The 12,892-nt window shown below is 73.1% G+C and carries 9 protein-coding genes; 4 read left to right on the plus strand and 5 right to left on the minus strand.

The features are described 5' to 3' along the window. The first annotated feature begins 4 nt into the window (after nt 1-4). Nucleotides 5-1,933 (plus strand): bifunctional metallophosphatase/5'-nucleotidase, encoded by a 1,929-nt coding sequence (locus WME96_RS36595; RefSeq protein ID WP_437286214.1) that lies wholly within the window; start codon nt 5-7, stop codon nt 1,931-1,933. Between the two features lie 193 nt (nt 1,934-2,126). Here the strand turns inward: WME96_RS36595 and WME96_RS36600 are convergent, their stop codons facing one another. Together WME96_RS36600 and WME96_RS36605 are read right to left on the minus strand one after the other, a co-directional pair. Then, nucleotides 2,127-4,208: a hypothetical protein gene (locus tag WME96_RS36600; RefSeq protein WP_437286215.1), complete on the minus strand. Its 2,082-nt coding sequence runs from the start codon at nt 4,206-4,208 to the stop codon at nt 2,127-2,129. A 265-nt stretch (nt 4,209-4,473) separates the two neighbouring features. Further along, the gene (locus WME96_RS36605) at nt 4,474-5,394 is read right to left on the minus strand and encodes a prephenate dehydratase (protein WP_437286216.1); all 921 of its coding nucleotides are present in this window, start codon (nt 5,392-5,394) and stop codon (nt 4,474-4,476) included. A gap of 517 nt (nt 5,395-5,911) precedes the next feature. On the opposite strand from WME96_RS36605, the gene WME96_RS36610 reads away from it, so the two are divergent. Further along, a complete protein-coding gene (locus WME96_RS36610; RefSeq protein ID WP_437286217.1) occupies nt 5,912-6,472 on the plus strand; it encodes an RNA polymerase sigma factor in 561 nt (186 codons plus the stop codon). Nucleotides 6,473-6,484: 12 nt separating this feature from the next. Here WME96_RS36610 and WME96_RS36615 read toward each other — a convergent pair whose 3' ends face one another. Continuing rightward, complete coding sequence (locus tag WME96_RS36615; RefSeq protein WP_437286218.1) at nt 6,485-6,928, minus strand: helix-turn-helix domain-containing protein; 444 nt, start codon at nt 6,926-6,928, stop codon at nt 6,485-6,487. A 339-nt stretch (nt 6,929-7,267) separates the two neighbouring features. Between WME96_RS36615 and WME96_RS36620 the strand changes: the two genes are divergently transcribed. Beyond that, nucleotides 7,268-7,837, plus strand: coding sequence for a hypothetical protein (locus WME96_RS36620; RefSeq protein WP_437286219.1), 570 nt, complete (start codon nt 7,268-7,270; stop codon nt 7,835-7,837). Nucleotides 7,838-7,855: 18 nt separating this feature from the next. Here the strand turns inward: WME96_RS36620 and priA are convergent, their stop codons facing one another. After that, nucleotides 7,856-10,312 (minus strand): replication restart helicase PriA, encoded by a 2,457-nt coding sequence (gene priA, locus WME96_RS36625; RefSeq protein ID WP_437286220.1) that lies wholly within the window; start codon nt 10,310-10,312, stop codon nt 7,856-7,858. Nucleotides 10,313-10,775: 463 nt separating this feature from the next. Here priA and WME96_RS36630 point away from each other — a divergent pair, with 463 nt between their 5' ends. Then, entirely contained in the window at nt 10,776-11,369 is a 594-nt protein-coding gene (locus tag WME96_RS36630) for a DUF2231 domain-containing protein (RefSeq protein WP_437286221.1), read from the plus strand. Nucleotides 11,370-11,376: 7 nt separating this feature from the next. On the opposite strand, the gene WME96_RS36635 is transcribed toward WME96_RS36630, so the two are convergent. Next, nucleotides 11,377-12,783, minus strand: a complete 1,407-nt coding sequence (locus WME96_RS36635; RefSeq protein ID WP_437286222.1) for a serine/threonine-protein kinase — start codon at nt 12,781-12,783, stop codon at nt 11,377-11,379. Nucleotides 12,784-12,892 lie beyond the last annotated feature (109 nt).

Genomic DNA, 12,892 nt, shown 5'->3' on the forward strand with positions numbered 1-12,892 from the left:
AGGGATGAGGAGGACTGGAGCTTCCGGGGTCGTGGGGCGGTGCGCACGGGCGTGGCGGGTGACGCTGGTCGGCGCCGCGCTGTTCGTGCCGCCGATCGCCAGCGCGGGCTGCGGCGACGACGCGCCGAGCCCCGTCGAGGGGACCGGCGGCGCCACCGGCACCGCCTCGAGTGGCACCGGCGGCGCCACCGGCACGGGCGGCCAGGGCGGCGACGGCGGCTCGGGCGCCACCGGCACGGGCGGCCAGGGCGGCGGTGGCGGCTCGGGCGCCGCCGGCACGGGCGGCCAGGGCGGCGGTGGCGGCTCGGGCGGCGGCGGCAGCGACACCGTGAGCGTGCAGATCCTCGCCTTCAACGACTTCCACGGCAACCTGGAGCCCCCGGCGGGCAGCAGCGGCAGGATCACGCTGCCCGACACGACGCAGGTGAACGCGGGCGGCGTCGCCTACTTCGCGTCGCGCGTCGCCGCGCTCCGCGCCACGAACCCGAACACCGTGGTGGTCTCGGCCGGAGACCTCATCGGCGCGAGCCCGCTCGTGTCGGCGCTCTTCCACGACGAGCCGACGATCGAGGCCATGAACCTCCTCGGCCTCGACATCAACGGCGTCGGTAACCACGAGTTCGACAAGGGCACCGCGGAGCTCCTCCGCATGCAGTACGGCGGGTGCAGCCCGGTCGACGGCTGCGCGGACGGCACCTTCTTCGCGGGCGCGAGCTTCCAGTTCCTCGCCGCCAACGTCGTCGTGGACACGACGACCGGCAGGACGCTCTTCCCCCGCTACGACGTCCGCGAGTTCGACGGCGTGAAGATCGCCTTCATCGGCATGACGCTCGAGGACACGCCGTCGATCGTGACGCCCATCGGCGTCGCGGGGCTCTCGTTCATGGACGAGGTCGACACGGTGAACGCCATCGTCCCGGAGCTCCAGGCGCAGGGTATCGAGGCCATCGTGGTGGTGCTCCACGAGGGAGGGCTCCCCACCGGCCATCTCAACGAGTGCCCGGGCCTCTCTGGCCCCCTCGTCGACATCGCCACGAACATGGACCCCGCCGTGGACGTCATCGTCAGCGGGCACACGCACCAGGCGTACAACTGCATCCTCGGCGACAAGGTCGTGACGAGCGCGGCGTCGTTCGGCCGGCTGGTCACCGACATCGATCTGGAGATCAGCCGGACCACGGGCGAGGTGACGGCGAAGACGGCGAACAACGTCATCGTGGCGCGCGAGGACGTCCACGCGGGGGTGGACGCCCTGGTGACGCGCTACAGGGACCTCGCGGCGCCGCTGGCCAACGTGCAGATCGGCACGATCACCGCGACGCTCGATCGCGCGGTCCCGCCCACGGGCTCCGGGCTGCACACGCTGGGCGCGGTCATCGCCGACAGCCAGCTCGCCGCCACGCGCGACGCGCGCACCGGCGGGGCCGAGATCGCCTTCATGAACCCGGGCGGCGTCCGCGCCGACCTCGCCTACGCGGCGTCGCCGACGGAGCTCATGGACGGGGTGGTGACGTTCGGCGAGGCGTTCACGGTGCAGCCGTTCGGCAACAGCCTTGTCGTGATGACCCTGACGGGCGCGCAGATCGATACGCTGCTGGAGCAGCAGTTCCGGGTCGACGCGATGGGAACGCCGCGGAGCCTGATCCTGCAGGTCTCGGACGGCTTCACCTACACCTACAGCCAGAGCGCGCCCGTCGACGCGAAGGTCGACATCGCCTCGATCCGGATCAACGGCGTCCCGATCGAGCCGGCGCGCACGTACCGGGTGACGGTGAACAGCTTCCTGGCGTCGGGCGGCGACGGCTTCACCGTGCTCAACGAGGGCACCGACCGCCTCGGCGGCGCCCTGGATCTCGACGCCCTGCGGGACTACTTCGCGGTGAACTCGCCCGTCTCGCCGCCCCCGCTCGACCGGATCACGATCGTGCCCTGAGCGGGGCTCGGTTGCTCCGGGGAAGAAGAGAGATTTGAACCACAGAGGCACAGAGGGCACAGAGGAATAGAAAGAGAGATTTAGAGAGAGAACAGCTCGTCCTCATCTCTCTTCTCTTTCTCTCTCCCTCTGTGCCCTCTGTGCCCTCTGTGGTTAATTTCTTCTCTTTCTAATCGCTCACCGCGTCACCACGCTACGGCCGCGGCGGCCACGTCATCCGCTGCTCCGCCGCGACCGCGGGCGAGCGGTGGATGACAGGGGACGACGCGAAGGACGCAGCCGCAGGGCCGCCGCCGGCGGAGGCGCGCTTCGGCCACCAGTCCATGCTGAGGTGGATGTGGTGATGGTGATACGGCCACCCCGAGCCGTAGGCCATCCGGTCCGAGAAGCTCGCGAGCTCGGCGTCGGTGATCTTCCGCGGATCGCGCGCCGGAAGGGCGTTCAGCCTGGCCGCCGTCTTCGAGAGGAACGGCGCGATGATCTTGTCCACGCCGATGACGCGCGTGCGGGGCGAGCGGAACAGCCTGGCCATGAAGAACGCCTGGCGCTCGAGATCGACGATGTGATTTCGCTTCGCCGCCGAGGAGCAGTACCCGTCCTCGTGCTTCGACCCGTCTCCGCAGATGATCTCTCCGTCGTTCGAGCCGTCCGTCTGGAAATATGCGATGTCGATGTTCCCGCCCTGATCGTGCGTCGACTGGGGGTGGCGCGGATCGCCGATGTCGTACCCGGGCGTGACGCCGTCGATCTGGCAGACGTCGATCAGCGAGAGCGGCGTCGTGCCGGGGAAGGCGCCCAGCGTCTCCGACAGCGCGTCGCGGACGAGCATGATGAGCTCGCGCCGAGCAAAGCGGTAGTTGCTGAAGGTCTCCCAGACATAACCGCCGCCGACGACCGAATCGTCAGGGTCGGGGAACGGGAACGGCAAGAGCCCGCTGCCGCCGTCGCCGAAGCCGGCGCAGTCGTCGAACGAGAAGCCGGCGCTCACGCAGCTCGGGCCGTCGACGTAAGGATACGAGGTCACGTCGAGCTGATAGGTGTTCTGCGCGCCCTCGTGGCCGACGACCCGGAGGAGGTACTCGGCGCCGCCTCGCTCGGAGTAGAACCCGTACACCTCCGTGTCCGTCTCCTGATCGCGGTACGAGTACGGGTACTGCTCGCCGTAGCGCGACCCGAGCAGCCGGCCCTCGCCGTCGTAGGCCACCAGATCGAGGTCCCCGGCGGCGTGGCGGAGCCGGATGCCCACGCGGACGATCGTCCCCTCCGGCACCACGATCCTGAACCAGTCCTCGTCCCCCTCGCACACGGTGAGCCCCTCCGTGACGCCCGCGGGCGCGCTCACCGCGGCCCCCGGAGCATCGTTGGGCTCGAGCACGTCACCCCCGGATTCGCAGGCAGCCCCGTCCTTGCGGCACGCGCCGTCGTCGCACCGCTCGCCCTCCGGACACCACCCGGAGGGGACGTCCGGTGAGCACGCGACGTCGTCGGACACGCACAGCTCCCCGAGGCAGGTCGTGCCCACCGGGCAGGTCGCGGCGGCGTCGCAGCCCGCGAAGCAGGCAGGGCGGCTCGCGCCGTCGACGACGTGGCAGACGTAGCCAGGCCGGCAGTCGAGGTCGCTGCCGCAGGTGTTCATGCACACGGGCGCGCCGCCCTCCGCCGCGGGGAAGCAGCCCGCGTCCGGGCCGCACTCGGCGTCGCGCGCGCAGTCGAACGCGAGGCAATAGCCCTCGACCCAGCCGTTCGGCTCCGCCGTGCTCGCGTCGCTGTAGCAGGTCGCGCCGCGCAGCGAGCACTCGGCCGCCGTCTCGCAGGCCGAGCCCACGTCCCCGGCCCCCACCGTGTCCTCCGCGCACGCCGCGCCGCAGGCGGGGTTGCACCCCTCGCCGCGCCGCGGAGAGCACAGGCCATGACGGTTCTCCACGCCCTCGCAGGTCGCGGGATCGTAGACGGGATAACACACCCCCGTGTCCGTCAGGATATCCGTGTTGAAGCAGCGAGATCCGGGCGCGCACCCCTCTTCGCTGTTCGGCGCCGCACAAGGCCCCTCCGCGCGCTGCATGCAGATGCCGAGCATGCAGAGGGCCCCCGCGCCGTCGCAGTCCGCGTCACAGCTGCAGCTCGCCCCGTTCGGCTTGACCTTCGGGCCCGCCGCTTCGCCGCGCAGGTCGCTGTCGACCGGTAACGCCGAGAGCCATGGGCCGTGATCACACCCTTCCAGAGAGCCCATGAGCGCCGGCACAACCACGAAGAGCCATCGCCATCGTCGTTCCATGTCACCTTGCCTGTCGAGGGGTGCGAGACCGCACGCGGCGAGCGTTCTAGTCCCAGGCGAGGCGGTGTTGGCGATCGAAAAAGAGCAGAGGGTCACGCAGGATACCCTGCGCAATCATATTTCCACCTTCTCAGCGGCGTTGTTTCGTCCGCCGGTGGGGGTGCCTACTCGACGAGAGACCGGCTCACGTCCGCCACGATGAACTCATTAGGATCATCATCGGGCAGCTTCGTCCCGAGGTGACGCCCCGGGCCGAGCAGGGCGCCTACTCGTACTTCTGGCTGACGCGGAACGAGCCGAGCGAGCGCACGCCGGTCGCGTGCTGCTGGAGGAGCGCGAGCGCGTCCTGGAAGGCTGGCTCCCTGGTGCTGCCCTCGCACTCGACGAGGAAGAGGTACTCCTCCGGGCTGTCCGGCAGCGCGCGCGAGACGATGCGCGTGAGGTTGATATGGTGTTTGCCGAGCGCGGACAGCGCCGAGACCAGGGCGCCGGGGCGGTGGTCCAGCCCGAACAGGAGCAGCGTCCGCCCGCCCGAGGGCGGCGGCTCCTCGGCCCGGCCGACGATGAAGAACCGCGTGATGTTCTCGCCCTTCACCCCGAGCTTCGGCACGAGGACCTCGAGCTTGTAGAGCGCCGCCGCGCCCCTGTTGCCGATCGCCCAGGCCTCGCCGTCCTGCGCCGCGCGCTCGACGGCCTCGGCGGTGCTCTCCGCCTCGAGGATCTGCGCGTCAGGGTAGTTCTGCCGGAGCCAGTCGCCGCAGTGCTTGAGCGGGACGAAGTGCGAATAGATGCGCTTCGGCGTCACGCCCCCCCTGCCGAGCAGCGACAGCGTGACGTGCAGCGAGAGCTCCTCGCACACGACCAGCGCCGCGCCGGTGCCCTCGCGGCGGATGAGCTGATCCACGGTGTCGTAGATCGGGCCGCCCACCGCGTTCTCGATCGGCACGACGCCGTAGGTCGCCGCGCCGGCGGCCACGGCGTCGAACACCTCCGAGATGGTGCGCCGGGGCGCGAGGTCCGCGCTCTGCCCGAACCGCCGGGAAGCGACCTCGTGGCTGAACGTCCCGGGCCGCCCGAAGTAGGCGACCAGCGGGCGCGGCGCCGCGGCCTCCCCCGCGCCGCCTGCCGCCGCGGCCGTCGCCTCGTCGCGGCGCGCCGCCCCCGGATCCCCGGCGTCAGTCGACATGGGCGGTGACCGCCTCACCAGGGCCCCTGCGGACCAGCGCGGCGCCGGTCCGACGGGAGGCCGGCATCCTTCGAGGGAGCGTGTGCATCGAGCGCGGCCTGTCTACCGGCGCGGTGCGGTGGCGTCCAGCGGGGAAAGCGGCCGCATCCGCGCGGGCGAGCCCCGCCCCGGCGCGCCGCGAACGGCCGTGCCCGAGGCGCCCGCGACCCGCACCGGGAGAGGAACGATCGTTACATCTTCAGCACGATCGTCGAACGGCGCATTCTCCCACGATTCAGCCTCCCTGCGCGCAACACGCGCCGTCGAGGCCACCGGCGGCACCAACCACCTTCACCTACATTATCTCACCCACAAAGCGGAATTCTGCCCGCAATCGCTTCGGCCACGTTTTGCAAGTTTCGTTTCTTGTGATAACGATCGTTACGCGATGCCGGGCACGGGGCATGGAGGCGACGGTGCACAGCCGCCGAACGACAGGGAAAAGGCTTTTTGGCGGATCTTCAACAAGAAAACGATCGTGCTCGTGCGGCGCTGGCTGCGCCTGCTGGGAGTGCCGCGCCGGGATCGCCGGGACGTCGCCCAGAACGTGATGCTCGCGGCGCACGAGAGCTTCGGGAACTACGATCCGGCGCGCGGGCCGCCTGACCGCTGGCTGAACAGGATCGCGGTCCACACCGCGTCCCACTACGCGGAGCGCGCGCGGCGCCGGGTGGAGGTGCCGCTGCCGGACGACTTCGAGGCGGAGCTCGAGGAGCCATCGGCAGAGGAGCAGATCATCTCGGAGTGCGATCGCCTGTTTGCGCTCTCGGTCCTCCGGGAGATCGACGGAGAGCTCGGCGCGGTCCTCATGGCGCACGACATCGAGGGCATCCCGATGGCCGACTTCGCGAGCCAGTCGGGAATCCCGCTCTCGACGGCCTACAAGCGGCGGACGCGGGCGCTCAGCGCCTTTCAGCTCCTCGCCGCGCAGCGGCTCGCGTCGATGGACGGGATCGAGGTCCGGAACGGCGCCCGTCCGGTGGTATCCAGCGTCCCGCCGCCGCTCGTCTTGCTGTCCGCGCTGTCGGCGCGCCCGTGAGCGCTCAGCGGATCATCGCCCGGGGCGCCGGCTCGACGACGAGGGCGCCCCGCTCCGCGACCCGTCCGGCCGCGGCCGGGAGCGCGGCCGGGCGCGCTCCGGATCGTCGTTGATGAGCGCGAGGATGGCCTGCTTCTTCGGCGAGTCGTCCGGCTCGATCAGGAGGAAGAGGAGCGCCTCCTGGAGCGCCTCGGGCGCGCGGTCGAAGCGATCGGCGACGACCGCGGAGACCGGGCTCCGCCCGTCGCCGGGAAGGAGGAGTCGAGCATCGCAGTTGAGCCCCTGTGCGATGAGCGCCAGCGCCCCGAGCCCGAGGTCGCGCTCGCCGCGCTCGACCTGCCGCAGGTATGTCGCAGAGAGGCGCGCCTTCTCGGCGAATTCGGCGTAGCTGAGCCCGTGCAGCAGCCGGAGCACGCGAATGGCCCGGCCGACCTCCCTGGGAAGCGTATCGCCCATGACCGGCGCAGCCTATCAACTCCCGCCGCGGCCAGAAAAGGACGATCGCACCTTTCTCTCGACGTCGCGCGGCGCCGCGCGGGCGCGCGCGCACGCCGGTGTGCGTTACTTACTATAACTGATTCAGCTCCTCCACGAGCGCCCGGGAGTGCGAGTTCTCGCGCTTCTGGAACACCATGTTGGTACGGGAGGACGCGCGGGGCGCGTCGCTTCTGCCCCGCGTCCGGTCTGGACCCTTGCAACCGCGCAACGCTTTTGTCATTGCTGGCGAGCCATGTACATCGACGTGCGCTGTCTCGATGGCGTGTCTCGGACCCTGGAGCCACGGCGAGGGCATCGATGATCCGTCTGGAGCTCTCGGGAGAGCACACCCGGCTGCACTCGACCCTGTGCAGCCAGTGCCCGCAAGGCCCGGCGGGCTGCTGCGTCAGCCCGCCAGAGCTCGACTGGACCGACATCGGTCGCATCGTCTCCCTCGGCGGTCGCGGCTGGCTGCTCGAGCAGATCGCCGCCGGCAACCTGCTGCCCGTGAGCCGCGGGCTCGAGCTCCGGCGCGTCCGGAAGCGGGAGGAGCGCACGGCCCCGCGGCGCGCGAAGTGCGTCTATCACGGCCCGCGCGGCTGCACCGTCCCCGCCGAGCGGCGGGCCGCGACGTGCAACTACTTCCTCTGCGAGGACGCCTTCGCCGAGCGCGTGGACGGCCGGGCAGACCCGGCCTCCGGCGCGAGCCGCCGGGCGCACGCCCTCCTCCGCGAGGTCTACGGCCGCTGGGACCGGGAGCTCGCCGAGGCGGTCGCCGGCCGGCCGGAAGGGCCGCCGTGGGACGCGGCGTTCCTCGACTGGCTGGGCGCGGAGTTCGAGCGGCTCTCGAGCGCGGGCGAGCTCGCGGCGCTCGCCGCGCCGGGCTAGCGCGCGCCGCGACGCCGGTCACAGCATCGCGACGGGATCCACGTCGATGATCACCCGCGCGTTCCGGTCGAGGCCGTCCCGCATGAGCCCGGCCAGCGCCGCGAGCGTCCCCCGGAGCGGGCCGCGCTCGCGCGCGCGGAGGAGCACCCGGAACCGGTACCTCCCCCGCAGGCGCGCGATCGGCGCCGCCGACGGCCCGAGCACCTCGACGCGCCGCGCGAGCCCCTCCGGGCAGGTGCGGGCGTGGGCCGCCAGCTTGGCCGCGGCGCCGCGGCCCACGCCCTCGTCGACCGCGTCGATCCGGAGCAGCGCCAGGCGCGTGGCCGGCGGATAACCCACCTCCTCGCGATCGCGGATCTCCCGATCGAGGAAGCCGGGCACGTTGTGCGCCGCGGCGAACGCGATCGCCGGGTGCTCGGGGTTGCGCGTCTGGATGAGCACCCGGCCCGGGCGATCGCGCCGGCCCGCGCGCCCCGCCACCTGCACGAGGAGCTGGAAGCCGCGCTCCGCCGCGCGGAAATCGGGCAGCCCCAGCGCGGCGTCGGCGTTCACCACGCCGACCAGCGTCACGTTGGGCAGGTCGTGGCCCTTGGTGACCATCTGCGTGCCGACCAGGATGTCGATCTTGCCCTCGCGCATGCGCGCGAGGATCGCCTGCGACCGGTCCTTGCCCGCGACGTCGCGGTCGAGGCGCGCCACGCGCGCCTCCGGGAACGACGCGGCGATCGTCGCCTCGAGCCGCTCGGTGCCGAGGCCCTCCAGCAAGAGGGTCCGCGAGCCGCACGCCGCGCAGCGCTCCGGCAGCGGCCCCGCGTAGTCGCAGTAATGGCAGCGCAGCCGCCCCCCCTGCGGCCGCTCCTCGAGCGAGCCCGCCCCGGGCGCGCCGGCCGGCGGAGGCGGCGCGGTCGCGCCGGCCGGCGGAGGCGCGCCCGCGCCCGCCGCGCTCACCCCCGCGGGCGCGTCGCGGCGCCGGCCGCGGTGGTACGTCAGCGCGACCGAGCAGGCGTCGCACGTCGTCAGCGTCCCGCACGAGCCGCAGACGACGCTCGGCGCGAAGCCGCGGCGGTTCAGGAACAGGATCGCCTGCTCCTTCGCCGCGAGCGTCTTCTCGAGCGCGCGGTGCAGCGGCAGGGAGATCAGCGGGTCGCCCGAGGGGCCGGCGCCGAAGCGGCGGAGATCGACGAGCGTGACCTCGGGGAGGCTGGCCTCGCGGTGCGCGCGGTCCGGCAGGCGCAGCTCGGTGAGCTTGCCGCGGCGCACCAGCGCGACCGACTCGATCGAGGGCGTGGCGGAGCCGAGGACGCACACGGCGCCGGCGCGGTGGGCGCGGAGCAGCGCCATGTCGCGCGCGTGGTAGCGCACGCCCTCCTCCTGCTTGAACGAGCCGTCGTGCTCCTCGTCGACGAGGATGAGGCCGAGGTCCGGCACCGGCGCGAACAGGGCGGAGCGCGCCCCGATGGCGACGCGCACCTTGCCGCCGTGCAGGCTCGACCACATCGCGTGGCGGTCGGCGTCGCTGAGGCCGCTGTGCAGCACGGCGAGCTCGTCGCCGAAGCGGGCGCGGAAGCGCGCGACGAGCTGCGGGGTGAGGGCGATCTCCGGCACCATCACGAGGGCGCCGCGGCCCCGCTCGAGGCAGCTCTTGATGGCGCGCAGGTACACCTCCGTCTTGCCGGAGCCGGTCACGCCGAAGAGGAGGAACGCGCTCGGCCCGGCGGGCCGCGGCTCGTGCGGGGCGCCCGCGCGCGGCTCCCCTTCCCCGGCGGCCGCCGCGAGCGCCGCGTCGATGCGCGCGGCGGCCTCGGCCTGCGCCGCGTTGAGCTCGGGGGGCACGTCGCGCGCCTCGGCGAGGCGGAAGAACGGGTCGCGCGGCGGCTCGCGCTCGTCGAGGGCGACGAGGCCCCGCTCGGCGAGCTTCTTGAGGGCGCTGCGCGCGTTGCCGAAGCGCTCCTCGAGCCGCGCGACCGGCTGCTCGCCGTTCGCCCGGAGCAGCGCGAGCAGGGCGGCGGCCTGCCCGCGGAGCGTGCCGGGCTCCTCGATCGCGTCCGTCGCCCGCGCGAAGGCGACCTTGCGGCCGCCCACCTGCTTGGCCCGGCCGAGGTCGAGGACGCCGTCGAGCTCCCCCTGGGCCTTGAGCGCCCGCACCTGCTCGCGCTCGATCGCCGGCAGCGCCAGGCGGAGCACCTCGCCGATCGGCGCGAAGTAGTAGGCGGCGAGCTCTTGCAGGAACGAGAGCAGCTCGGCCGGCAGCGCCGGGCGCGCGTCGACGAGCGCCGCGAGCGGCTTGATCCTGGACGGATCGATCGCCGTGCTGCGCTCGCTCACCGAGAGCACGACGCCGAGCAGCTTGCGCCGGTGGAACTCGCAGAGCACCCGCGCCCCGGGTCGCACCTCGGCGGCGAGCGCGGCGGGGACCTCGTAGGTGAAGGCCTGCGAGAGCGGGACGGGCACCGCGACGTCGGCGAGGAGGGGCATCGCTCCGGGAGGGCCGCGCGCGGCGCGGCACGGGCGAGATACCAGAGAACGCCGCGCGGGACGAGGAACGCACGGCGCGCTCGCGCCGGCGCGCCCTGCAGCGCGGGACAGCGCGGCAAAAAAAAGCGCCGCCGGGGCCTCGGGGGGGGGAAGGCCGCGCCGGCAGCGCTGTCCGGACAGAGAGCACCGTCCATGCCATCCGTGATGGTCGCGATCGGAACGTATTTCGCTCCAGATACGGTGTTTCCCGTTTCGGATCTGAAATCTCGGCATCCCATCCTTGCAGAAGCGAAGTGCGCCGGCCTGGTCAGGGCGCGTCGCGCGGCGATGGGAACACCCGAGCCGCTCGCGCGGGGTCCGCTGATTGCTCGTGCGTCAGGTGAGGTTCACCGCTGGACGCCGGCGGCGCGGGCGCAAGGAGCTGTGAATGTGCGCGAGCGACGCGCGCATTCGAGGAGGGAACATGATCGGAACCGCAGTCTTGGGGGGCATCGAAGAGCAGGACTGGATCGACCGGATCGCGAACCCGCTGCAGCGCGGCATCCAGTCCGTCCTCGGGCGAGCGCCCGCGGTGGCCAAGGTGCTCCACGGCAAGTTCCTCGGGCACCCGCTGCACCCGGTGCTGGTGACCGTCCCCATCGGCGCCTGGTCGTGCGCGCTCGTGCTCGACTTCGCCGGCATCGGCCGGCGCAAGCTCCACCGGGGAGCGGACGCGACCGCGGCGATCGGCCTCGCCGGGGCGGTGGTGGCGGCGGTCGCCGGGCTCGCCGACTGGAGCACGACGCTCGGGCCGGCGAAGCGGATCGGCTTCGTCCACGGCGCCATGAACATGGCGATCGCCGGCCTGTACGGCGCCTCGCTGGCCTCGCGGGCGGCCGGGCTGCGGCCCCTCGGCATCGCGCTCTCGACCGCGGGGTTCGGCCTCGCGGGCGCCAGCGGCTGGCTCGGCGGCGAGCTCATCTATCGTTACGGCGTGGGCGTCAGCAACGACGCGTGCGAGCGGAGGCCGGAGACGCAGATCCCCGTGCCGGAGGCGCCGATCGCCGAGCCCTCGTGACGGGTCGCTAGCGCGCCGCGAAGTAGCAGCCGGCGATGCAGAGCGCGACGAGGGCGAACAGCAGCGCGCAGTGCAGGAGCAGCGGCGCGAGCGCGCGCTGCGGCGGGAGCGCGACCGGGCGCTGCGCCCTGGCCCACGGGGATGGCGGCGCTGCCGCGACCAGCGCGGCGGGCTTGGCGCGCGGCGCGCAGGCCGCCGGGGCCACCGGCGCGGCGGCCGCCGCCATCGCGCCCGGCGCGGCGGCCGCGGTCGCGACCGGCTCGAGCACCGCGGGCGGACCGAGCTCCAGCGCCCGCACCGCGCGCTCGCGCGCCCGGCGGGCGGCGACCATCTCCGCGCCGAAGTTGTCGCGCAGCCACGCGCCGAAGCGCAGCGGGCTCGCGGTCAGCTCGGCCGCGGCCGCGTACGCGGCGACGTCCCGCAGCATCGCCGCCGCGCTCGGGTAGCGGTCGTCGGGCGCCACCGCGAGCGCCCGCGCCACGATCGCGTGGAGCGCCGCCTCCTCCGGGAGCCCGCGCTCCACGAGCGGCGGGATCTCCGCGCGCCGGGCGAGCTCGAGCAGCTCGCCGCGCGCCTCCTCCTTCGAGAGCGACGCGCCGGGGCCCGGGCTGTACATCCGCCGGCCGGCGAGCAGCTCCCAGAGCAGGATGCCGGTCGCGAAGAGGTCGGACCGCGCGTCGAGCGGCTCGCCGCGGGCCTGCTCGGGGCTCATGTAGCCGGCCTTGCCCTGCAGCGCCTCGTCCAGCGTCCCCCCGCTGCGCTCGTGCGCGCGGGCGATGCCGAAGTCGCAGAGCTTGATCTCGCCCTCGAAGCTCAGCAGCACGTTCGACGGCGAGACGTCGCGGTGCACGACGCCCTTGCGGTGGGCGTAGGCGAGCGCCTGCAGCGCCTCGACGACGATCAGCAGCGAGAACGCGACCGGGAGCTTCACCTTCTGGCGCGCGCAGCGGCGGAGCAGCTCGCGCAGGTCGAAGCCCTCGACGTACTCCATGGCGATGAACAGCGCGCCGTCCTCGCGGCCGAGGTCCTCGACCTGCACGATGGACGCGTGCCGCAGCCCCGCGGCGAGCCGGGCCTCGCTCGCGAGCATCTCGACGAAGCGCGGGTCGTGCGCGAACCTCGGGGCGACCTCCTTGATGGCGACGAGGCGCGCGGCGCCGAGGTCGGTGCGCACCCGCGCCAGGTAGAGGTCGGCCATCCCTCCCTGGCCGATGTGGTCGAAGAGCGTGTAGCGGCCCAGTCGGCACGGCAGCAGCCGCCCGATCCCCCGCTCGCGCGCCGCCCGGCCCCCGCCGGACGGGGACGCGCTGCGGGCGGGCTCGTCGCGCCCGGGGCCGAGGGCGAGCGGCGGCAGGCCAGAAGGCGGGTACGGGAGCGTGCCTCCGCGACGCACATCGAGGCGATCGATCTGCACGCGCCCTCGTTCGCAGACTTCGCCCGGACGGGCCAACTAAGCAGCCGCCCGACCCCCGGCCCGGACGGCGCCCGGCCCGCGCGGCGCCGGCCCGCGCGGCGGCAGCCCT

Origin of the sequence: Sorangium sp. So ce406, from assembly GCF_051474675.1 — a bacterium.
Taxonomy (GTDB): domain Bacteria; phylum Myxococcota_A; class Polyangia; order Polyangiales; family Polyangiaceae; genus Sorangium; species Sorangium cellulosum_G.